Source organism: Ruegeria sp. CDSA141 (genome assembly GCF_059612005.1).
In genome coordinates, this window is sequence record NZ_JBXWPT010000003.1 from 177,028 (window position 1) to 197,371 (window position 20,344).

Annotated in this window: 22 protein-coding genes; 17 read left to right on the plus strand and 5 right to left on the minus strand. The window is 56.3% G+C overall.

What is annotated here, in order from left to right:
• Nucleotides 1–6 precede the first annotated feature (6 nt).
• From AC2FLP_RS07365 to AC2FLP_RS07415, 11 genes are all read left to right on the plus strand, one after another.
• Nucleotides 7–213 (plus strand): DUF1737 domain-containing protein, encoded by a 207-nt coding sequence (locus tag AC2FLP_RS07365; protein WP_117870343.1) that lies wholly within the window; start codon nucleotides 7–9, stop codon nucleotides 211–213.
• Entirely contained in the window at nucleotides 213–1,241 is a 1,029-nt protein-coding gene (locus AC2FLP_RS07370; RefSeq protein WP_496682572.1) for a MaoC family dehydratase, read from the plus strand. Before AC2FLP_RS07365 ends, AC2FLP_RS07370 begins: the two co-directional genes overlap by 1 nt.
• Nucleotides 1,242–1,295: 54 nt before the next feature.
• A complete protein-coding gene (locus tag AC2FLP_RS07375) occupies nucleotides 1,296–1,958 on the plus strand; it encodes a DUF1194 domain-containing protein (RefSeq protein WP_117870340.1) in 663 nt (220 codons plus the stop codon).
• Nucleotides 1,959–2,173: 215 nt separating this feature from the next.
• Nucleotides 2,174–2,560 carry a succinate dehydrogenase, cytochrome b556 subunit gene (gene sdhC / locus AC2FLP_RS07380; protein ID WP_117870338.1) on the plus strand — a complete coding sequence of 129 codons (387 nt, stop codon included), beginning with the start codon at nucleotides 2,174–2,176 and terminating at the stop codon, nucleotides 2,558–2,560.
• 13 nt (nucleotides 2,561–2,573) lie between these two features.
• Nucleotides 2,574–2,945, plus strand: a complete 372-nt coding sequence (gene sdhD / locus AC2FLP_RS07385; protein ID WP_117870336.1) for a succinate dehydrogenase, hydrophobic membrane anchor protein — start codon at nucleotides 2,574–2,576, stop codon at nucleotides 2,943–2,945.
• 18 nt (nucleotides 2,946–2,963) lie between these two features.
• Nucleotides 2,964–4,769 (plus strand): succinate dehydrogenase flavoprotein subunit, encoded by a 1,806-nt coding sequence (gene sdhA, locus AC2FLP_RS07390; protein WP_299899128.1) that lies wholly within the window; start codon nucleotides 2,964–2,966, stop codon nucleotides 4,767–4,769.
• Between the two features lie 24 nt (nucleotides 4,770–4,793).
• Nucleotides 4,794–5,393: a class I SAM-dependent methyltransferase gene (locus AC2FLP_RS07395; protein ID WP_496682577.1), complete on the plus strand. Its 600-nt coding sequence runs from the start codon at nucleotides 4,794–4,796 to the stop codon at nucleotides 5,391–5,393.
• Nucleotides 5,394–5,540: 147 nt separating this feature from the next.
• Nucleotides 5,541–6,167, plus strand: coding sequence for a sulfotransferase (locus AC2FLP_RS07400; protein ID WP_299899124.1), 627 nt, complete (start codon nucleotides 5,541–5,543; stop codon nucleotides 6,165–6,167).
• 31 nt (nucleotides 6,168–6,198) lie between these two features.
• Nucleotides 6,199–6,978 carry a succinate dehydrogenase iron-sulfur subunit gene (locus tag AC2FLP_RS07405; RefSeq protein ID WP_117870326.1) on the plus strand — a complete coding sequence of 260 codons (780 nt, stop codon included), beginning with the start codon at nucleotides 6,199–6,201 and terminating at the stop codon, nucleotides 6,976–6,978.
• A gap of 122 nt (nucleotides 6,979–7,100) precedes the next feature.
• Complete coding sequence (locus AC2FLP_RS07410; RefSeq protein ID WP_299899122.1) at nucleotides 7,101–7,241, plus strand: hypothetical protein; 141 nt, start codon at nucleotides 7,101–7,103, stop codon at nucleotides 7,239–7,241.
• Nucleotides 7,242–7,531: 290 nt separating this feature from the next.
• Complete coding sequence (locus tag AC2FLP_RS07415; RefSeq protein WP_496682582.1) at nucleotides 7,532–8,395, plus strand: urea carboxylase-associated family protein; 864 nt, start codon at nucleotides 7,532–7,534, stop codon at nucleotides 8,393–8,395.
• Nucleotides 8,396–8,431: 36 nt separating this feature from the next.
• Here AC2FLP_RS07415 and deoD read toward each other — a convergent pair whose 3' ends face one another.
• The 3 genes from deoD to AC2FLP_RS07430 all read right to left on the minus strand — a co-directional run bounded on the left by deoD (nucleotide 8,432) and on the right by AC2FLP_RS07430 (nucleotide 11,570).
• The gene (gene deoD / locus AC2FLP_RS07420) at nucleotides 8,432–9,142 is read right to left on the minus strand and encodes a purine-nucleoside phosphorylase (RefSeq protein ID WP_299899118.1); all 711 of its coding nucleotides are present in this window, start codon (nucleotides 9,140–9,142) and stop codon (nucleotides 8,432–8,434) included.
• Between the two features lie 18 nt (nucleotides 9,143–9,160).
• Nucleotides 9,161–9,478, minus strand: coding sequence for an H-NS histone family protein (locus AC2FLP_RS07425; protein WP_117870318.1), 318 nt, complete (start codon nucleotides 9,476–9,478; stop codon nucleotides 9,161–9,163).
• Nucleotides 9,479–9,602: 124 nt separating this feature from the next.
• Nucleotides 9,603–11,570, minus strand: a complete 1,968-nt coding sequence (locus tag AC2FLP_RS07430) for a methylmalonyl-CoA mutase family protein (protein WP_496682586.1) — start codon at nucleotides 11,568–11,570, stop codon at nucleotides 9,603–9,605.
• A 144-nt stretch (nucleotides 11,571–11,714) separates the two neighbouring features.
• Here AC2FLP_RS07430 and AC2FLP_RS07435 point away from each other — a divergent pair, with 144 nt between their 5' ends.
• The 6 genes from AC2FLP_RS07435 (at nucleotide 11,715) to AC2FLP_RS07460 (ending at nucleotide 18,626) form a co-directional block, all read left to right on the plus strand.
• A complete protein-coding gene (locus tag AC2FLP_RS07435; RefSeq protein WP_496682588.1) occupies nucleotides 11,715–13,079 on the plus strand; it encodes a 1-acyl-sn-glycerol-3-phosphate acyltransferase in 1,365 nt (454 codons plus the stop codon).
• Nucleotides 13,080–13,215: 136 nt separating this feature from the next.
• Nucleotides 13,216–14,499: a crotonyl-CoA carboxylase/reductase gene (gene ccrA / locus AC2FLP_RS07440; RefSeq protein WP_299642637.1), complete on the plus strand. Its 1,284-nt coding sequence runs from the start codon at nucleotides 13,216–13,218 to the stop codon at nucleotides 14,497–14,499.
• A gap of 367 nt (nucleotides 14,500–14,866) precedes the next feature.
• On the plus strand, nucleotides 14,867–15,586 hold the full coding sequence (locus AC2FLP_RS07445; RefSeq protein WP_117870308.1) for a helix-turn-helix transcriptional regulator: 720 nt from the start codon (nucleotides 14,867–14,869) through the stop codon (nucleotides 15,584–15,586).
• Nucleotides 15,587–15,669: 83 nt separating this feature from the next.
• Nucleotides 15,670–16,308, plus strand: a complete 639-nt coding sequence (locus tag AC2FLP_RS07450) for an acyl-homoserine-lactone synthase (RefSeq protein ID WP_299899112.1) — start codon at nucleotides 15,670–15,672, stop codon at nucleotides 16,306–16,308.
• 60 nt (nucleotides 16,309–16,368) lie between these two features.
• Nucleotides 16,369–17,901 (plus strand): ATP-dependent DNA helicase, encoded by a 1,533-nt coding sequence (locus AC2FLP_RS07455; protein WP_117870304.1) that lies wholly within the window; start codon nucleotides 16,369–16,371, stop codon nucleotides 17,899–17,901.
• On the plus strand, nucleotides 17,898–18,626 hold the full coding sequence (locus AC2FLP_RS07460; RefSeq protein WP_496682592.1) for an SDR family oxidoreductase: 729 nt from the start codon (nucleotides 17,898–17,900) through the stop codon (nucleotides 18,624–18,626). The genes AC2FLP_RS07455 and AC2FLP_RS07460 overlap by 4 nt, the downstream gene beginning before the upstream one ends.
• Nucleotides 18,627–18,629: 3 nt before the next feature.
• Here AC2FLP_RS07460 and AC2FLP_RS07465 read toward each other — a convergent pair whose 3' ends face one another.
• Together AC2FLP_RS07465 and AC2FLP_RS07470 are read right to left on the minus strand one after the other, a co-directional pair.
• On the minus strand, nucleotides 18,630–19,397 hold the full coding sequence (locus AC2FLP_RS07465; protein ID WP_117870300.1) for a TIGR02186 family protein: 768 nt from the start codon (nucleotides 19,395–19,397) through the stop codon (nucleotides 18,630–18,632).
• Between the two features lie 2 nt (nucleotides 19,398–19,399).
• A complete protein-coding gene (locus AC2FLP_RS07470; protein WP_299639497.1) occupies nucleotides 19,400–20,320 on the minus strand; it encodes a sulfite exporter TauE/SafE family protein in 921 nt (306 codons plus the stop codon).
• Between the last annotated feature and the right edge of the window lie 24 nt (nucleotides 20,321–20,344).

The window sequence follows — 20,344 nt, forward strand, 5'->3', positions numbered from 1 at the left end:
GACCCCATGGCGAAACTCTATCGTTTGTTGACCGAAGAGGACACGTCAGCCTTCTGTCACAAGGTGTCGGATGCGCTGGCAAAGGGATGGGAGTTGTATGGTGACCCGTCCTATACGTTCGATCCGTCCACCAATAAGATGCGCTGTGCGCAGGCCGTGACCAAAGAGGTCGCGCCCGATTATTCCCCCGACATGAAACTGGGACAGCAGTAATGGTAAAAACAAATCCGGGCCGATTTTTCGAGGATTATTCCGTAGGGCTGGTACTGCAACACGCCGTGCCACGCACAGTGACCGAGGGCGAACGCGGTTTGTATCACGCGCTTTATCCCGCACGCCACGCTATTTATTCCTCGGACGAATTTGCCCGGGATTGTGGTTTACCGGAAAGTCCGCTTGATGATCTGGCCGCGTTTCATCTGGTGTTCGGCAAGACAGTACCGGATGTCTCGCTGAACGCGGTTGCCAATCTTGGCTACGGCGAAGGTCGCTGGCTGAAACCTGTCTACGCCGGTGATACTCTGCGATCCGTGTCCGAAGTGATTGGTCTCAAACAGAATTCCAACGGAAAAACAGGTGTCGTTTGGGTCCGCACCCGTGGATTGAACCAATTGGACGAAGTGGTCATCGAATATGTCCGTTGGGTCATGGTGCGCAAAGCAGACGTGAATGCGCCTGCGCCCGAAACGGTTGTTCCCGAATTGAAGAAGGCATTGACACCTCAGGACTTGATCGTGCCCGAAGGTCTCGATTTCTCGAATTACGACTTTGCTTTGGCCGGCGAAGCGCATCGTTGGGGCGATTATGAAATCGGTGAGAAAATCGACCACGTGGACGGCGTCACCTTGGAAGAGGCCGAACATATGCTGGCCACGCGATTGTGGCAGAACACCGCCAAGGTGCATTTCGACCTGACGTTCCGCCCGGAAGGCAGGTTGATCTATGGTGGGCACGTGATCTCGATGGCGCGGACCTTGTCGTTCAATGGACTTGCGAACGCGCAGATGATTGTTGGCCTGAATGGTGGCGCGCATGCCAACCCCTGTTTCGCGGGCGACACGATCAAGGCCTGGTCCGAAGTACTGGATAAAGCGGAAACCGGTGTTCCCGGCGTGGGTGCGATCCGTCTGCGCATGGTGGCGACCAAGGGCGCTGTTCCATTTGAGTTGAAGACCGACGAGGGGCGGTATTTGCCCGATGTGCTTCTGGACCTCGATTATTGGGCGCTCATGCCGCAATAGGAGAGCTGACGGTTATGTGAACCATTCGCGTGCAAGCCGTGCTAGGCTTGCACCATGCATCTTCTGCGCGCGATATTAGCCAGTATTTGTCTGGCCCCGTCGGCTCAGGCCTGCGATCTGGCATTGGCCCTGGCGGTGGACGTTTCCGGCTCGGTCGACAGCAACGAGTACCGCATACAGATGGACGGGTTGGCCGCCGGTCTGCGCGACCCGGTCGTGTCCGAGGCTTTGGTTCGTGGTCAGGCGCAGTTGATGCTGGTGCAATGGACCGGGTCATCGCGTCAGCAGGTCACGATCCCCTGGACCCGTATCGACAGTTTCTCTTCACTGGACCGTTTTGCCGATCAGGTTGCCGCAGATCCACGCATCTGGCGGAATTTCTCGACGGCGATAGGTGAGGCGCTGCACACGACTCTGGATGCTTTTGATGCCGTTTCAGATTGCAAACGACGTCTGATCGATCTGTCGGGGGACGGCGTATCCAATGAAGGGGTCGAACCAACGCAGGTGCATGCCGCTCTGCGGAACCGCGGCATTGTCGTAAATGCGTTGGCGATCGAAGAGAGTGAACCGGATCTGACGGCATATTTCTTTGAGAATGTCATTGTGGGCGAAGGTGCTTTTGTCGTTTCGGCCTCCGGGTTCGCCGACTACCCGGATAGAATTCGCAAAAAACTGCTGCGCGAAGTGACGCAGCAAACGGCTGGCCTTAAGTGACAGGCTGAGAGATTCGTGATCACATCGCTTTGGCCTTGAAATCGCTAACATTGATGAAGCAGAATGTAATATGTGATCACGAGAATATTTTGTGTGATCACATACCTGAATTATCCGTCAATTTGCACTGAATTTAGTGGTTTTTGCACCCGCAGCACGTGACAGTGTCGCAAAAACCAGTAAAACGTTCGGTAGCCAACCGAAAAGGAGCCGCCATGGCCGATGTAAATCGGGGCAACCGCCCACTTTCGCCGCATCTGTCGATCTATCGTCCGCAGCTGACGTCGATCACATCCATCCTGACACGCATCACAGGCAACGCGCTTCTACTGGCGGCCCTGTTGATTGTCTGGTGGTTTCTGGCCGCAGCGACTTCGCCCGAGGCTTTCGCCGTGGCAAACGGCGTAATAACCTCGATGCTTGGGGATCTGGTGATGGCACTGTCTGTTTGGGGTCTTTGGTATCACACGCTGGCCGGTGTTCGGCACCTGATCTGGGACAATGCGGTTGGTCTGGACCTTCCCACAGCGACAAAGCTGGGCTGGGCGGTTGTCATCGGATCGGTCGTTCTGACCCTTCTGACCCTTGTCATCGTCGCGTGATTGGAGGCCTGACATGCGTTATCTGACCGACCGTAAGCGCGCCGCTGGCCTTGGCTCGGCAAAATCAGGCACAGCCCATTTCTGGGCGATGAAAGTCAGCTCGGTGGCTCTGCTGATACTTGTGCCATTGTTTGTCTTCACGTTTGGCCCGGTTCTGGGCCAGCCGTTCGATGTGGTACTTGAATATTACTCGCGGCCTTTCCCAGCCATCGTGGCAGCACTGACGCTGGCGGTTGGCTTCAAACACTTCGCAGACGGTGCGCAGGTGATGCTTGAGGACTATGTTCACGGTACGCTTGAAAAGGTCCTGATCATCTTGGTCACCTGCCTGTCCTACGGTGCGGCTGCGGCCGGCATCTTCGCCATCGCGCGCATTGCCCTTTAATTCCCGGAGCTGAAAGAAATGGCTGCATACGAATACGAAACGCATGAATATGACGTGGTCGTTGTCGGCGCCGGTGGGGCCGGTCTGCGGGCGACATTGGGTATGGCAGAACAAGGTCTGCGCACGGCTTGCGTAACCAAAGTTTTCCCGACGCGTTCCCATACCGTGGCCGCACAGGGTGGCATTGCCGCGTCGCTGTCAAACATGGGCCCCGACCATTGGCAGTGGCACATGTACGACACCGTCAAGGGCTCGGACTGGTTGGGCGATACCGACGCGATGGAGTATCTCGCGCGGGAGGCACCCAAGGCAGTCTACGAGCTGGAGCACTATGGCGTTCCGTTCAGCCGGACGGAAGAGGGCAAGATTTATCAGCGCCCCTTCGGTGGGCACACCACTGAATTCGGAGAGGGTCCTGCGGTACAGCGCACTTGTGCAGCCGCCGACCGGACAGGCCACGCGATTTTGCATACTCTGTACGGGCAGTCGCTCAAGAATAACGCCGAGTTCTATATCGAATATTTCGCCATCGACCTGATCATGTCCGAGGACGGCCAGTGTCAGGGGGTCGTCTGCTGGAAACTGGACGACGGCACCATGCATGTCTTCAACGCCAAGATGGTGGTTCTGGCGACCGGCGGCTATGGCCGTGCCTATTTCAGCGCGACCTCGGCCCACACCTGCACCGGCGATGGTGGTGGCATGGTGGCCCGAGCAGGGCTGGCCTTGCAGGATATGGAGTTCGTTCAGTTCCACCCAACCGGCATCTACGGGTCAGGCTGCCTGATCACCGAAGGTGCGCGCGGCGAAGGCGGTTACCTGACAAACTCGGAAGGTGAACGGTTCATGGAGCGCTATGCGCCCCAGTACAAGGATCTCGCACCGCGCGACTACGTTTCGCGCTCGATGACCTTGGAAATCCGCGAGGGACGGGGCGTAGGGGCCGAAGGGGATCACATTCACCTGAACCTCAGCCACTTGCCTGCCGAGGCTCTGGCGGAACGCCTGCCTGGCATCTCGGAAAGCGCCAAGATTTTTGCGGGTGTGGATGTTACCAAGGAACCGATACCGGTTCTGCCCACCGTGCATTACAACATGGGCGGTATCCCCACGAACTATTGGGGTGAGGTTCTGAACCCGACCACCGATGACCCAACGGCGATTGTTCCTGGATTGATGGCCGTTGGCGAAGCCGGCTGTGCCTCGGTCCACGGGGCGAACCGACTGGGGTCGAACTCGTTGATTGACCTTGTGGTCTTTGGCCGGGCGGCAGCGATCCGGGCTGGCAAGGTTGTCGACGCCGAATCCGCGAACCCGGTTCTGAACCAGGCGTCGGTAGACAAGGCGTTTGACCGTTTTGATGCGGTGCGTAACGCCAGTGGTTCAATCCCAACCGCTGATCTGCGGCTTGAGATGCAAAAGACCATGCAGGCGGACGCGGCCGTGTTCCGAACCGCCAAGACCATGGCCGAAGGCGTCGAGAAGATGACAGCGATTGCCGCAAAGATGGACGACCTGAAAGTCACAGACCGTTCATTGGTCTGGAACAGCGATCTGATGGAAACCCTTGAACTGGCCAACCTGATGCCAAACGCGCTTGCCACCATCGTCGGCGCCGAGGCCCGCAAGGAATCCCGAGGGGCCCATGCGCATGAGGACTTCAGCGAGCGTGATGACGAAAACTGGCGCGTTCATACGGTCAGCCGGGTTGAGGGCAACAAGGTTGAGCTCGGCTACCGTCCGGTTATCGTTAATCCACTGACGACCGAAGACCAAGGCGGTATCAGCCTGCAGAAAATCGCGCCAAAGGCGCGGACGTTCTAAGGGCTGGTCAGGAATAGGGGCGAGATGGCTGAGTTTTCTTCGACTGATTATTGGCAACGCCGATATGAGCGCGGCAAGACCTCGGGTGCGGGGTCTTACGGGCGTCTTGCTGTCTACAAAGCGAATTTCATCAACACGATGGTCGAGATGGAAGGCCTGGAATCGGTTGTGGAATTGGGGTCGGGCGACGGGAATCAGGCGCAATTGTTTGATATCCCGAAATATACCGGTTTGGATGTCTCTGACCTTTGCGTTCGGCGCTGCAATGAAGTTTTTCGATCCCGGTCCAATTGGGTGTTCAAAAACGCTGATTCTGAGGTTGAGCCGCATGACATATCTCTTTCGCTGGATGTAATTTATCATCTGACAGAAGACAGGGTTTTCGAAAACTACATGCGGCGGCTGTTCGGACTGGCAAAGCGTTTTGTCTGTATCTATTCGTCGGATTTTGACCAGAACCCTTCCAATCAACATGTTCGCCATCGCCCGTATTCCGCCTGGATTGAAGACTTCATGCCCGGCTGGCAACTCTATTGTGAAGAAGAAAACCCGTTTGCCGTCAAAGGGCATGCTCATGCCTCAAAGAACAGCTTTGCCGCGTTCAAAGTGTTCGAGCGGAGATGAACGAGTGACTGGCACAAGCACCATATCGACCCGGGAAGCCAAGCCTACCGCTTTTGGTCCTTTCAAATGCCGGAAGGACGTTCAAAAAAGCGCATGTAGTGCTGAGACCCCAGGCGGACGGCGGCGTATGTTTTGCTGGTGCTCTCAATGACAGTCGAGAAGCTCCAATCCGGGCAAAGCGATCCCAAGATAATCCTGATCGGCTTGAACCGATGTGCGACGACCTCGTTTCACAAGCTGTTTCAGAACAGTGGGATCCCTTCGGTGCATTGGGAAGATGATCAGGGAAAAAACCTTGCCCTTCGAATGGTTACAAACATTGCCATGGGCCGCAGGCCACTGGATGGGTTCGGGGCAATCCGGGCCTTCACCGATATCGCCTTTGTCAATTCGCGTTTCATGCTGGACGGCGCGAGGTTCTTTCGAGAGCTGCACGCGGCTTACCCGGACGCCTTTTTCTTGCTGAACACGCGCAATCGCGATGACTGGATCGCATCCCGTGCCAATCATTCCGGCGGTAGGTACCTTGAGCGATGCTGCAAGGCCAATGGACAAACGGCCGATGAGGTGAAACGGGGTTGGGCACATATGTACGATGTGCACCATTCCGAGGTCGAAGCTTTCTTTGACGACAACCCACGCTTTCTGCGTTTTGATATCGATCAGGACGATCCGCAAAACCTTGCGGATTTGCTCTCTCCGGATTTCGACGTGAACATCGCCCATTGGGGGCATTATAACCGAGGGGCGTCTGACAGCGCCCGGACAGGCTGAAAGGCGGCCTTGTGCTGAATGGAGAATTGACATGGTTCAACTGACCCTGCCCAAGAATTCCCGGATTATCACCGGCAAGACCTGGCCAAAGCCGGACGGCGCCACGAACGTGCGCAAGTTCCAGATCTATCGTTGGAACCCCGATGACGGGCAGAACCCGCGTGTCGATACGTATTTCGTTGATATGGATACGTGCGGTCCGATGGTTCTGGACGCGCTGATCAAGATCAAAAACGAGATTGATCCGACCTTGACGTTCCGCCGGTCTTGCCGCGAAGGCATCTGTGGATCCTGCGCGATGAATATCGATGGGATCAACACGCTGGCCTGTATCTATGGCATGGATGAGATCAAGGGCGACGTGAAAATCTACCCGTTGCCGCACATGCCGGTGGTCAAGGACCTGATCCCTGATCTGACCCATTTCTATGCCCAGCATGCGTCCATCATGCCATGGCTGGAAACCAAGACCAATCGCCCTGCGAAGGAATGGAAGCAGTCCATCGAAGACCGCAAGAAGCTGGACGGTCTTTATGAATGTGTGATGTGCGCCAGCTGCTCGACTTCATGCCCCAGCTACTGGTGGAACGGTGATCGCTACCTTGGCCCCGCAGCCTTGCTGCACGCCTATCGCTGGATCATCGACAGCCGGGATGAGGCGACGGGTGAACGTCTGGATGAGCTGGAAGATCCGTTCAAGCTCTACCGCTGTCACACAATCATGAACTGTGCCAAGACCTGTCCGAAAGGTCTGAATCCAGCCAAGGCGATTGCCGAGATTAAGAAGATGATGGTTGAGCGCGCGGTTTAATCACGGGCGCGGTTTGCGATTTTCGCATGTCCATCTTGCAAAATTAGGCGATGCAGCCCCGGCTGCATTGCTATATTTTTTTGGGCAGGGAGGAGTGATGAGCTTTAATCAGGATCACTCCAATGAGCAAAGACACATTCAAACAGAAAACCGACGCCCAAGAAGCGCTGTACCTGCTTGAACAGGCATGGGCCTATTACACGCCCGAACCTGCCAAGGCTGACAAGGAACCAGAGCTGTTCGAATACGCAAACGCAGCCTGATACGGGCGGCAAGACTTGAAAACTGACGGTTTATCGGCAAAGCAGAGGGATGCCTGTTCTTCTGCTTCTTCTGGTGGCCGGCGTGTTTGCCTATTTCCTCTGGCGCTCGCGCCATTCCGGGCTGACACGTGAGTGTAGGTGGCGGCAGGACAAGAGACACGGCATCTGGCGGTGCAGCTTCTGCGGTGCCGAAATCACTGCACTGGACCAACCTTTGCGGTGTTTGAGGGCGCGTGATCCCTGAAAGATAGTGCTTTTCGCGGGCTGAATAATGCGCCACTCTGCCCGGCATGACCGTTTCAGAAAACACTATCCATCCTCCCGAAGATGCCGAATCCCGTCGCGCGGTGGCCCCTGTCATCTGTTACCCGAACGGGGCATTGCCGCGACCCGATGTGCGCTGGATGAGGTCCCTTCGCGAACGTGCAAGCAAAACGGGCGAAGTGCTGGTGCCGCCACGTGATGCGCGTTGTTTTGAAGTGCCTGCCGGCCATTTCTTTCGCATCACTTCCGTCGAGGGGCCGCAGGTTGGCGATCTGAACGTCTGGAACCTAAACGACTTGTCGGAACGCTTCTATTCCGGAAAAACCCGGGCGCTGCATGGCACGCATCTGACCACCGGAGAGCGGATGTGGTCCAGTTTCCCTCATCTACGCCCGATGGCCACGATTATTGCGGATACGCTGGAGTGGTACGGGATCGATACCTATGGGGGGGCGGTTCATGACGTCATCGGCACGCGATGCGATCCGTATACGGGCAACCTTTTGTCCGGCACGCAATACCACCATTGCTGCCACTCCAACCTGACCCGCGCGCTTGCGGATCACCTCAATATTCCGCTGATCGAAGCCGAGCCTGCGGTGCACGATGTTTTGAATGTCTTCATGTGCACTGGTTTCACCCGCGACACTGGTCAGTACTTCATGAAAGCCTCACCCGTACGTCCCGGAGATTTTCTGGAGTTCTTTGCCGAGATTGATCTGCTGGGCAATCTCAGCACCTGTCCGGGTGGGGATTGTTCATCCGAGCATTCCTCGGACACAGCTGCGTGTTACCCCTTGCTGGTCGAGGTTTTTGCGCCGGCTAGAGGCGATTTGGAGGGGTGGGAAAGCCCCGCGAGCAATGGTTATGATCGCTCGCACGGGCGTTAGGATCGGCAGGTACCAATATTCGGTACCTGCGTTTAGTCAGCTGTTCGGGAATGCGGCCTGAAGCGCGATCTCGACCATATCGCCAAAGCTGCTTTCACGTTCTGAGGATGGCAGAGCCTCTCCGGTCAACAAGTGATCCGAAACCGTAAGTACAGCCAACGCCGTGCACTTATGACGCGCGGCCAGAATATACAGTTCGGCTGCTTCCATCTCGACCCCCAGAATGCCGTGACGCACCATTTGTTCGTTGAGATCTGGACGCTCGTCATAAAAGACATCTGACGAGTAAATTCCACCAACATGGGTTGGCGTTCCTTTGGCGGCAGCCGCTGTGGCGGCAGCTTGCAGCAGCTCCCAATCGGCGCAGGGCGCAAAGTTGAGCTCTTTCATGATGCCGCGCGACGGTGTGCTCAGCGTGGTTGATGTCATGGCCAGAATAACGTCACGAATTTTGACGCTGTCCTGCATCCCCCCGCACGAGCCAATGCGGATCAGGGTTTTTGCATCGTAATCGCGGATCAACTCGTTCACGTAAATTGAAAGAGACGGCATTCCCATGCCACTTCCCTGTATTGTTACGGGATTTCCCTTCCAGTTTCCTGTAAAGCCAAGCATTCCTCGAACGTTATTGACCTGTTTAACATCGACCAGAAACGTCTCGGCTGCCCATTTTGCCCGGTACGGATCACCAGGCAAAAGAACGGTTTCAGCTATTTCGCCTTTTTCGGCACCAATATGAATTGTCATTTTTCCAAAACACTCAGACTAAATTTCCAATTCCGAAATATCTGCTCCTGCCGTCAGCGCGTCATGCACCCATTGAGGTTTGCGGCCGCGGCCGGTCCAGGTTTGATCGGGATTTTCCGGATTGCGGTATTTTGCCTTTGTTTTTGTTGGCTTTAAACTGCGCGGTGCTTCTCCGGACAGTTCAGACAAAGAGAAGCCAAATTCTGCCGCGGCCTTTTCTGCGGCTTTCAATGCTTCCTGACGTTCGCGCTTTTCTGCCTTTATCAAAGCTTTTTCAACGTCATCACGCAAAGCCAAAAGGTCTTTACGTGACATTTGCTCAAGATTGATCCCCATCAGTCTTCTCCATTAGATAATAATTACGGTGCACATGAGCGCGCACCGTAATTCCAAAAATCAGCTTATTCCATCCCGAATATTTCAGGGACTGAAACAGGAGAAAAAGTGCCTTAAACCTTAATTACTCTGCTGCGAGGTTCTGAGGATCTGCCAGAGTAACAATATCGCCCATTATCGAATTGAGTTCGAAGTTTTTCGGGGTGTAGACCTTGGCAACACCCATGGTTTTCAGTTTTTCGGCATCTTCGTCCGGAATAATGCCACCAACCACGACTGGGATATGAGACAACCCCGCCTGTCGTAGACGTTCCATGACGTCTTTGACCAGCGGCAGGTGGCTGCCGGACAGGATCGACAATCCAATGACATGCGCGTCATCTTCGCGGGCGGCCAAAACGATTTCTTCGGGTGTCAGGCGAATGCCTTCATAGCTGATGTCCATACCGCAATCGCGGGCACGGAAGGCAATCTGTTCGGCACCATTGGAATGGCCGTCCAGTCCGGGCTTGCCTACCAGAAACTTCAGGCGGCGGCCCAGCTTGTCGCTGACGGCATCAACGGCGGCACGCAGGTCGTCCAGCCCTTCGGTCTTGTTCGAAACGGACCCCGAAACGCCGGTTGGGCCGCGATAGGTTCCGTATACCTTTCGCATCTCTTCGGCCCATTCGCCCGTTGTCACGCCTGCCTTTGCGGCGGCGATGGAGGGTTCCATGATGTTTGCCCCGGTCCGTGCTGCTTCGCGCAGCGCAGCCAGGGTGGCCGCTACGGCCGCTTCGTCCCGCTCTGTGCGCCACGTATTCAGGCGGTCGATCTGTTCTTGTTCCACAGCAGGATCAACAACCATGATGCCACCGTCTTCGGTCTGCAGGGGCGATGCCTCGCCTTCGATCCATTTGTTCACACCGACAACAACGGTTTCGTTGCGCTCGATCCGGTTCAGGCGTTCAGCGTTGGAATCCACCAGTCGGGACTTCATGTATTCGATCGAAGCGACTGCGCCGCCCATCGAATCCAGGTTGGCCAATTCGGCCCGCGCGCCTTCTTTCAGCTCTTGCACCTTGGCATCAACAGCGGGGTTGCCATCGAACAGGTCATCGTATTCCAGCAGATCGGTTTCGTAGGCTAGGATTTGCTGCATCCGCATCGACCACTGCTGGTCCCATGGGCGCGGCAGACCCAGCGCCTCGTTCCAGGCGGGCAACTGCACCGCACGGGCGCGCGCATTTTTCGAAAGGGTTACGGCCAACATCTCGATCAGGATGCGGTAGACGTTGTTTTCCGGCTGTTGCTCGGTCAGCCCCAGAGAGTTCACCTGCACGCCATAGCGGAATCGACGGAATTTCGGATTCTCTACGCCATAACGCTGTTGCAGAATTTCATCCCAAAGATCAACGAACGCGCGCATTTTGCACATTTCGGTGACAAAGCGGATACCAGCATTCACAAAAAAGGAAATTCGGCCGCAGAGTGCGGGGAAATCCTCGGCAGGTACTCGTGGGCGCAATTCGTCCAGAACGGCGATGGCCGTGGCCAGCGCGTAGGCCAGTTCCTGCTCTGGCGTCGCACCCGCCTCTTGCAGGTGATACGAGCACACGTTCATCGGGTTCCATTTCGGAGCATTGGTGTAGCAATACTCGGCCACGTCCGCGATCATCTTAAGTGACGGCTTTGGCGGGCAAACATAAGTGCCGCGGCTCAGGTATTCCTTGATGAGGTCGTTTTGAACTGTGCCCTGCAGTTTCGACACATCCGCGCCTTGCTCTTCCGCGACGGCGATATACAGCGCCAAAAGCCATGGGGCAGTGGCATTGATGGTCATTGAGGTGTTCATCTGTTCCAAGGGTATCTGGTCGAACAGAACTCGCATGTCACCCAGATGGCAGACTGGTACACCCACCTTGCCGACTTCACCGCGCGCCAAAGTGTGGTCGCTGTCATAGCCTGTTTGTGTCGGCAGATCGAAGGCAACGGAGAGACCGGTTTGGCCTTTCGCAAGGTTTCCCCGATAGAGCGCGTTCGAGGCTTTGGCCGTGGAATGACCAGCATAGGTTCGGATGAGCCAGGGGCGATCTTTCTGCGTCTGCGTCATTGCGGGGCCTCGCGTTTCAGTGGGCAATAAAATTACGTCTTGAGGTTCTAAAGCGCAATTTTCGGGATATGTCAATTCGCTGCGTTGCGGCATGTCGCAATTGTTCAGATTGTGGGTCAGTGTGATTGGTGGCAATGTGCAGCCATGACGCAAACCGTGGAACTTCCGCTTTGGCTTTTCGTGCTGATCGTGGTCTTTGCCATGGTCACTTTCGCATCGCATTTCCTGTTCCCGTCTGTCCGCTGGTTTTTCCGCCGGAGGCTGGAGCGCGCGGTGGCACGTCTGAACCAGCGCCTTCAACGCCCGATCCAGCCCTTCAAGCTGGCGCGTCGACATGACATGATTCAGCGATTGATTTATGATCCGCAGGTCGGTCAGGCGGTTCAGCAACATGCCCGCGAAACTGGTATGCCCGAGGCTGTCGCCTCGGAGCAGGCGCGCCGCTATGCCCGTGAGATCGTGCCATCCTTTTCGGCCTTCGCCTATTTCAGCTTTGCGATTCGACTGGCCCGGCTGCTGAGCAACACATTCTACGAGGTGCGGCTTAGCTATCAAGACGAAGAAACCGTCAAGACCATCGACCCTGAAGCAACCGTTGTCTTTGTCATGAACCACCGGAGCAACATGGATTACGTATTGGTCACGTATCTTGCCTCCCATCACTCCGCTTTGTCCTATGCAGTAGGAGAATGGGCGCGTGTCTGGCCGCTGAGCCGATTGATTCGGGCGATGGGGGCTTACTTCATCCGGCGCAAGTCAGGCAACGAGCTCTATCGTCAGGTTCTGTCCACTTATGTGCGCCACGCAACCGAGGCCGGCGTGACCCAAGCCATGTTTCCAGAAGGCGGGCTGAGCCTGACCGGGGCCATTGCCCGCCCAAAGCTTGGGCTGCTCAAATATATTATGGATGGAGCATCGCCACAGGGACGTGATGTAGTGTTTGTTCCGGTGGCACTGAATTACGACCGTGTGTTGGAAGACACTATCCTGACCCGGGCGGCGCTTGGCACAGAGCGGCGATTTCGCGCGCGGATCGGCGTCATCACGCGCTGGATATTGAAACAGTTTTGGCGTCGTTTGATCGGCCGATACAAGCGGTTCGGTCTGGCGTCCGTCCGGTACGGGAGGCCGATCTCTCTGAAGGACTTCCGGGCTGAGGGCAGCGACGACATGATGACTGATTTGGCTCGGGCGCTGATGCAGCGTATCCAGCATGCTATTCCGCTGGTGCCGGCACCAGCGGCCTGTTTGCTGGTGCGCGACAACGGGCCAATGCCCGAAGAAGACGTGCTGTCACGTATCCAACAGATGATGGAACGCGATGACCCGCAGACAGAGGATAATTCGCAGGCCATATCAATTGCTTTGGATCAATTGGTTGAACGCCGGATTCTGAGCCGACAGGGGAACATGCTGATGGTATCAGGTCAGCGACGCGATCTTCTGGATTATTATGCAGCATCCGTTCCAGCTGGTTCGGGGAGCGGTATTTCTGCATCCGCGAAATAACTTTCTGCAACCGCTGGGTCATAAAATTTCAAAGTGGAGCCAAAAACAGTTGCAATATTTCGCAACGGCCAATATTTCATTCTGTGAAGCGCGCGATTCTGCGTCGCGGCAAAGGTACTGAAAAGAGGAGGCCAGCATGGCTTTGGACACCGAAAGTGGTATCGCGTCGTACGAGGCACCCGAAAAAGATTTGTATGAAATGGGTGAAATCCCACCCATGGGATATGTCCCAAAGCAAATGTATGCTTGGGCCATCCGTAAGGAACGTCATGGCGAGCCGAACACGGCCATGCAGCAGGAAGTTGTCGATGTTCCGGCCTTGGACAGCAACGAAGTTCTGGTTCTGGTTATGGCCGCTGGGGTCAACTATAACGGCGTCTGGGCTGCTCTGGGGCAGCCGATCAGCCCGTTTGATGGTCACAAGGCACCTTACCACATTGCCGGTTCGGATGCGTCGGGCATCGTTTGGGCCGTTGGTGACAAGGTAAAGCGCTGGAAAGTTGGCGATGAGGTCGTGATCCACTGCAACCAGGACGATGGCGACGACGAGGAATGCAACGGCGGCGATCCGATGTATTCGCCCAGCCAGCGGATTTGGGGCTATGAAACACCTGATGGCTCTTTCAGCCAGTTTACCCGCGTGCAGGCACAGCAGCTTATGCCGCGCCCCAAGCATCTGACATGGGAAGAAGCGGCGTGCTACACCTTGACGCTGGCAACCGCGTACCGGATGCTGTTTGGCCACGAGCCGCACGATCTGAAACCGGGTCAGAACGTTCTGGTCTGGGGCGCGTCGGGTGGCTTGGGCTCTTACGCGATTCAGTTGATCAATACCGCAGGCGCGAATGCGATCGGAGTGATCTCGGACGAAAGCAAACGTGATTTTGTTATGGGTCTGGGGGCCAAGGGTGTTCTGAACCGACGGGACTTCAACTGCTGGGGTCAGCTGCCCACAGTCAATACGCCGGAATACGCCGAGTGGTTCAAAGAGGCCCGCAAGTTCGGCAAGGCGATCTGGGACATAACCGGCAAGGGCAACAATGTTGATATGGTGTTCGAGCACCCAGGCGAAAGCACTTTCCCTGTGTCGACCTTCGTGGTCAAAAAAGGCGGTATGGTCGTGATTTGCGCCGGCACCTCGGGTTTCAACTGCACGTTTGACGTACGCTACATGTGGATGCACCAGAAGCGTTTGCAGGGCTCACACTTTGCCCACCTGAAACAGGCGGCAGCTGCGAACAAGCTGATGGTAGAACGTCGTCTGGACCCCTGCATGTCCGAGGTGTTCGCATGGAACGACCTGCCGGAGGCGCACATGAAAATGCTTCGGAACGAGCACAAGCCGGGCAACATGTCCGTTCTCGTGCAGGCGCCCCGCACCGGTCTGCGCACTCTCGAGGAAGTCCTGGACGCAGGGTGATCGCCCGTAAGGGTTGTAGACAAAAAGCACCCGTGAATCGCCTTTTCGGTTCGCGGGTGTTTCGCGTTATTGAGCCCTTTGATGAACTTTCAAATGCTTGTGTTTTTTCCATCGCTATTTTTGGGGAGTAGAAACCGGTGAATAGGCCAAAAAAGATCATACATGTTATGGTTGTGTTAACCCTTCGTTAACTGTTTCAGAGAGACCCTGATGGCGCAAAATGAGTGGATATTGGACGTATTGTCGGACCTCAATGCTTTCGCCGTTGCGAATGGGTTGAGCGCGCTTGCAGAGCAGCTTGATGACACAAGACTGATCGCGGCGGCCGAGATTGCGTCCTTGAAGAACGAGGCACGGGCGCCCGCGGATGGCAACAAAGGTCGATTTGAGTCAAATCCTGCAGGATTTGGAAAACACCAACACGCTTGAAGAACTCAGCGCAGTAGCTGAGCGTCTGCGGGACGCATTGAAGGTCGAGCACCTGACGTATCACTGGGTTGACGGTGCCGGAGATCAATACGGCTACACCACCTATTCAGACGCCTGGGATGAGCGCTACAGAGAAAAAAACTATCACCGCATCGACCCCGTCATCTTGGGGTGTTTCCAGCGATTTCACCCGGTTGACTGGAAGTCGCTGGATTGGTCCAGCAAAGTGGCAAAATCCTTCCTTCTGGATGCGCAAAACCATGGCGTTGGCAATCAGGGGTATTCCATCCCAATTCGGGGTCCAAATGGTCAGTTCGCCCTGTTTACGGTCAACCACAGTTGTGATGATCCAACCTGGAAAAGCTTTATCTCGACTTACGGGCGTGATTTGATTCTTGTTGCGCACTACATAAATCGCAAGGCGTTGGAGTTTGAAAAAGACAGGCAACCGGACTGCCCACGCAGCTTGTCACCAAGGGAAATAGACGCGATCACACTTTTGGCCTTGGGGTACAGCCGGGCCCAAGTGGCCCATTCCCTGACGATTTCCGAGCACACGTTACGCGTTTACATTGAAAGTGCGCGGTCGAAACTAGGCGCTCATAACACAACCCACGCAATCGCCACGGCACTAAGCCGAGGATTAATAGTGGTTTAAGGGCTGAACGGCCTCCAAACGCAAAATTAACCACGACTCTGTACTCCCTTCGTTCCTGCACAGGACGACAAGGGGAACAAGTCATGTTGCGTTATCTATACGCCGATGAGTTACACAGATTTCCGATTCTGGCAGAGGGGATGTTCAAAGATCGCGCGGATCAGTTCAAGACCCGGTTGGGGTGGGATGTCCACGTCAACGAGAAAGGGGAAGAGCGGGACGAATACGATGATCTCAATCCGCTTTATGTCATCTGGGAAGAGCCGGATGGCAGCCACGGAGGGTCGATGCGGGTATTGCCCACAACAGGTCGGGTCATGATCAATGAGGTTTTTGGCCATCTGAATGGCGGCAAGCCGATTTGCAACCCTCTGATTTGGGAGGTGACCCGGTTCTGCCTGTCGCGAACAGCCAGCCCGCATACTGCCGGCGCCATCATGCTGAGCGGAGGCGAAATGATGGAAGGCTTCGGCCTGACTCATATTGCTGGCGTATTCGATGCCCGCATGATCAGAATCTATCGCCTGATCGGGTCGTCGCCAGAGGTTCTGGGAACCCAGGGCAGCGGGCGCGATCAGATTTCAGTCGGCTTGTGGCCCTATTCAGCGGGCGACTGCAACCGAGTGGCCGAGCGTGCGGGCATCCCGCGCGACCTGTCGCGGATGTGGTTCAGGACCGCATTTGGCCCCAGGAAACAGCACCGGTTCGCCCTGTCCGCTTAAGTGCCGGAAAACGCCAATCCACATCTGGTGATGGCTGGCGCGGCCCTGTAGGGTCGCGCCATGTCTTTGCCGAATGTGACTTTCTCCGAAGATCAGGCCGCCGCGTTTGACAGCATCGCCGAGATGCTGCGATCGGCAGGTGTTGATCTGGAAGATGATGCCCTTCTGAAACTGCCGGGCACAGGAAAATCCGGTGTGATGGCCGTAATCGGCAAAGCAGGTTCGGGCAAAACGCTGCTGTTGGCCGAGCTGTACAAGGCACTGGCAGAGACGGGTGTTCAGATCGTGTCCGGCGATTATGAAAGCCGCAAATCGAAAGACAAGCGCAGCCTTGCCATCCTGGCGCCGACGAACAAGGCTGCAAGCGTTCTGCGATTGCGCGGCGTGCCTGCGACCACGATTCACCGCATATTGTACACGCCGGTCTATGATCCGGAATACGAGCGTATTGCCGAATGGTTGGCCGGCAATGACGAACGCCCCAATATCGAAGGTTTGACAGATGAAGCCTTGGATCGTGCGGCTGCTTTTTATCAAAACAACAAATCGATCCCCGGGGCGTTGGCCGCCGCTGGATTGCGGGGATCGGATTTCATCACAGGGTGGAAGCGCCGTGATGAGCCGCTGGATATCGGGTTGGTCGATGAGGCGTCGATGCTGGATGACCGTCAGTTCGACGATCTCAAGGAGATTTTCCCGACCCTTCTGTTGTTTGGGGATCCGGCTCAGCTGGCTCCGGTTAATCAGTCCGGTAGCATGGTGTTCGAGGCTTTGCCCGAGCCCAGGAAGCTGACACTCCAGCGGGTGCACCGCCAGGATGCGGACAATCCAATTCTGGATCTTGCGCATGCGCTGGCCGATCCGGCAATGGGCTTCGAGGGTTTCGAACGACTGGTAGAAGAATCCGCTCGTCGGGATGACCGGGTTGTCTGGGGCCAGCGGGTTGAAGTGGATTTGATGGCTCGAAGCCCGGTTCTTGTCTGGCGCAACGCCACTCGCATTCGGTTGATACAGGCTTTCAGGCAAGTTTACGGTGCGCCGGATACGGAACTGCTGGCCGGTGAACCGCTCATTTGTGATGGGATTGAGTTGCCCATGAAACATCGCAAGAAACGGCTGGATCTTGAGGCGCGCGGGCTGATCAAAGGGGCCCAGGTCGTATATCTCGGGCCCGGTCGGAAACCGGGTTTTTCACGCCTGCATGTGATTGGGGCCGAAGACCCTCAGGTCAGTGCCGCCTCGATCGTTCAGATCGAAAAACCCGACGAGGAAGAGCCTTTTATTCCCTACGCTGCCCGCATGGGGGCGACCTTTTTGCACGGGGCGGCCGTTACGATCCACAAGGCGCAAGGGTCCCAATGGGATACGGTTCAGGTGTTCGCTCCGGATCTCTATGCCGCCGCTCGCATGGGCCGGACCGAGGCCGGTCAGCCATTGTGGAAACGTTTGGCATATGTCGCGATCACGCGCGCGCAGGAACGTTTGATCTGGGTGGTGCGCAATCGCCTGTCAAAACCTACGCACCCCCTGCGTGTGGACGATTTGCGGGCGATCCCGGCCGCTTCGCTGACATTGGAAGTGGAAGAGACATGAAATCCATCATCGTAACGGGTGCCAGTTCAGGTATTGGCCGTGCAACAGCCCAGCTGTTCTTGTCCGAAGGGTGGACGGTTGGGCTTTTGGCCCGCGGCAAGGAAAAGCTGGAAACTCTGGCAAAGGAGCAACAGGCGGTTGTTGTTCTGCCTGCGGATGTGACCGACCCGGATGCGGTCGAACGGGCTTTCCGGTCCTTCGTGGACCGCACGGGGCGGCTGGATGTTCTGTTCAACAACGCCGGGATATTTGCACCGGGCGGCACGATTGACGAGATCGCTTTGGACGATTGGTACCAAAGCGTCAACGTGAACCTGAACGGCATGTTCTTGTGCGCTCGCGAAGCCTTCAGATTCATGCGCTACCAAAACCCGCAAGGCGGGCGGATCATAAACAACGGCTCTATAGCCGCGCATGTTCCACGCCCGAATTCGGCGCACTATTCGGCCACAAAGAACGCCATTACAGGGCTGACGCGCAGCCTTTCGCTGGATGGGCGACCCTTTGGAATTGCCTGCGGGCAGATCGACATCGGAAACGCGCGCACGCAGATGGTGCAAGGCCTTGTGGATGCGGCGCAAGCCGCTGGCGAGACACCAGACCCGACGATGGCTGTGGAAGACGCCGCGCGCTCGGTCCTGCATATGGCAAGCCTGCCGCCCGAGGCCAACGTGCAATTCATGACCGTCATGGCCACGACCATGCCCTATATCGGCCGAGGTTGACCGTTATTTTTCACGCAACAGCCGGAAGGCTGTTGAGGCTCCCCAGCCTGCCGCAATCGCTATGACCAGCGACATCAGGCCGTACCAGACGGGCTGTTGGCGGGACATATTGTACAAAAAACGCTCCAGGCCAACTTTCCGGACATCAATGATCGCTTCATATTGCGAGACGACCTCTCCGCCCCGGGTCAGGAATATCCGGGCGGCATAATCGCCTTCCGTCAGGTCTGCAGGCATGTCGATTGAAGTACGGAACAAGGTCTGTTCATCCACTGCCACGGTCTCTTCGCGGATGGAATAAAGGTGTTCGTTCTCACGAATCCTAATCACGGCATCTGCAAAGTCCTGTGCGCCCCGGATGTGCATCGCGGCACCGACTGAGCGGATCGCGCGTTCGATGGAAATCCGGTAGCGCAGGTCCTCGGTGTCGGACAGGATTTCGTCGAAGGGCCCGCTGGTCGCAACAGCATAAAAGCTGGGTGCAAGGTCGACCAGAACGCTGTCGGTGTTCACCCAAATCCCAAGTTTGCGTTCCTTGCGTCGCACGGTGACAGGTTCGGACGGACCCGCAACTGCGACGATGACTTCAACTGGTGGGCCGGAAGGGATTGGGGTTTCCCGTTTGATGGCCCCAAAAATCAGAAGTTCCGATCCGTCGAATGTAGCGGTGATGGCAACCCGGTCCTGGCTGAGACCAAGGACAACCTGCTCTTCCGCTGCCAAAGCGGGCGTGCAGAACAAGCATAGGGCGGCAGTTAATGAACGCAGCATCCTCAGTGCCCTCCGCCATTGCCAAGCGAGTAGAGCTCGGCGGGTTCAAGAAGCAGATCAAGTGCCAGCTTGCCGCATACGACCAGAACCAGCGCAGCCAGCAACACGCGCAATTGTTCCGCCGGCATCCGCGCTCCGATCACGGTTCCGATCTGGGCGCCAATGACGCCGCCTACCAGCAACAAGACCGCCAGAACAACATCAACCGTATAGTTGGTGGTGGCGTGCAACATTGTGGTGAAGGCTGTCACAAAGATGATCTGAAACAGCGACGTGCCGACAACAACCTTGGTCGGCATACCGAGTAAATAGATCATGGCAGGGACCATGATGAAGCCACCGCCGACACCCATGATCGCGGACAAAACCCCAACGCACAGACCAACCAAAGCCGGTGGAATGACCGAGATATACAGGCCTGAAGTGCGGAAACGCATTTTGAAGGGCATGGCGTGAACCCAGCCACGCTGTCGGCGTTTGGCTGGGGCCGCGCCGCCCTTCTTGGCTTTGCGCAGCGCCCTGAGGCTTTCGATGAACATCAGGCTGCCAATGACGCCGAGAAAAACAACGTAACAAAGCGTCACCAGCAGATCGACCTGACCCAGGCTTTTGAGGTAGTTGAAAACAACCACACCCAAAGCGGCCCCGATCAAACCGCCGGTCAGCAGCACCGTTCCCATTTTGAAGTCCACGGTTTTTCGTCGAAAATGCGCCAGAACACCGGAAAAGGACGATGCGACAATCTGATTGGCCTCAGTTGCAACAGCCACTGCCGGGGGAATGCCGATGAAGAAAAGCAGCGGGGTCATCAAAAAGCCGCCACCGACACCGAACATTCCGGATAGGATGCCGACCATGCCGCCCAGACCAAGGAGTAGAAATGCGTTCACCGAGACTTCGGCTATGGGCAGGTAAATATACATGATACCGTCACTTTGCGTATGCGC

Excerpts from the sequence above, each read along its gene's own strand:
- AC2FLP_RS07410 (WP_299899122.1), top strand. The coding sequence starts at position 7,101 with ATGAGCAAAGACACATTCAAACAGAAAACCGACGCCCAAGAAGCGCTG.
- deoD (WP_299899118.1), bottom strand. The coding sequence starts at position 9,142 with ATGACAATTCATATTGGTGCCGAAAAAGGCGAAATAGCTGAAACCGTT.
- AC2FLP_RS07370 (WP_496682572.1), top strand. The coding sequence starts at position 213 with ATGGTAAAAACAAATCCGGGCCGATTTTTCGAGGATTATTCCGTAGGG.
- sdhC (WP_117870338.1), top strand. The coding sequence starts at position 2,174 with ATGGCCGATGTAAATCGGGGCAACCGCCCACTTTCGCCGCATCTGTCG.
- sdhD (WP_117870336.1), top strand. The coding sequence starts at position 2,574 with ATGCGTTATCTGACCGACCGTAAGCGCGCCGCTGGCCTTGGCTCGGCA.
- AC2FLP_RS07465 (WP_117870300.1), bottom strand. The coding sequence starts at position 19,397 with ATGCTGCGTTCATTAACTGCCGCCCTATGCTTGTTCTGCACGCCCGCT.
- AC2FLP_RS07405 (WP_117870326.1), top strand. The coding sequence starts at position 6,199 with ATGGTTCAACTGACCCTGCCCAAGAATTCCCGGATTATCACCGGCAAG.
- AC2FLP_RS07425 (WP_117870318.1), bottom strand. The coding sequence starts at position 9,478 with ATGGGGATCAATCTTGAGCAAATGTCACGTAAAGACCTTTTGGCTTTG.
- ccrA (WP_299642637.1), top strand. The coding sequence starts at position 13,216 with ATGGCTTTGGACACCGAAAGTGGTATCGCGTCGTACGAGGCACCCGAA.
- AC2FLP_RS07430 (WP_496682586.1), bottom strand. The coding sequence starts at position 11,570 with ATGACGCAGACGCAGAAAGATCGCCCCTGGCTCATCCGAACCTATGCT.
- AC2FLP_RS07435 (WP_496682588.1), top strand. The coding sequence starts at position 11,715 with ATGACGCAAACCGTGGAACTTCCGCTTTGGCTTTTCGTGCTGATCGTG.
- AC2FLP_RS07400 (WP_299899124.1), top strand. The coding sequence starts at position 5,541 with ATGACAGTCGAGAAGCTCCAATCCGGGCAAAGCGATCCCAAGATAATC.
- AC2FLP_RS07375 (WP_117870340.1), top strand. The coding sequence starts at position 1,296 with ATGCATCTTCTGCGCGCGATATTAGCCAGTATTTGTCTGGCCCCGTCG.
- AC2FLP_RS07415 (WP_496682582.1), top strand. The coding sequence starts at position 7,532 with ATGACCGTTTCAGAAAACACTATCCATCCTCCCGAAGATGCCGAATCC.
- AC2FLP_RS07445 (WP_117870308.1), top strand. The coding sequence starts at position 14,867 with ATGGCAACAAAGGTCGATTTGAGTCAAATCCTGCAGGATTTGGAAAAC.
- AC2FLP_RS07460 (WP_496682592.1), top strand. The coding sequence starts at position 17,898 with ATGAAATCCATCATCGTAACGGGTGCCAGTTCAGGTATTGGCCGTGCA.
- sdhA (WP_299899128.1), top strand. The coding sequence starts at position 2,964 with ATGGCTGCATACGAATACGAAACGCATGAATATGACGTGGTCGTTGTC.
- AC2FLP_RS07395 (WP_496682577.1), top strand. The coding sequence starts at position 4,794 with ATGGCTGAGTTTTCTTCGACTGATTATTGGCAACGCCGATATGAGCGC.
- AC2FLP_RS07455 (WP_117870304.1), top strand. The coding sequence starts at position 16,369 with ATGTCTTTGCCGAATGTGACTTTCTCCGAAGATCAGGCCGCCGCGTTT.
- AC2FLP_RS07365 (WP_117870343.1), top strand. The coding sequence starts at position 7 with ATGGCGAAACTCTATCGTTTGTTGACCGAAGAGGACACGTCAGCCTTC.
- AC2FLP_RS07470 (WP_299639497.1), bottom strand. The coding sequence starts at position 20,320 with ATGTATATTTACCTGCCCATAGCCGAAGTCTCGGTGAACGCATTTCTA.
- AC2FLP_RS07450 (WP_299899112.1), top strand. The coding sequence starts at position 15,670 with ATGTTGCGTTATCTATACGCCGATGAGTTACACAGATTTCCGATTCTG.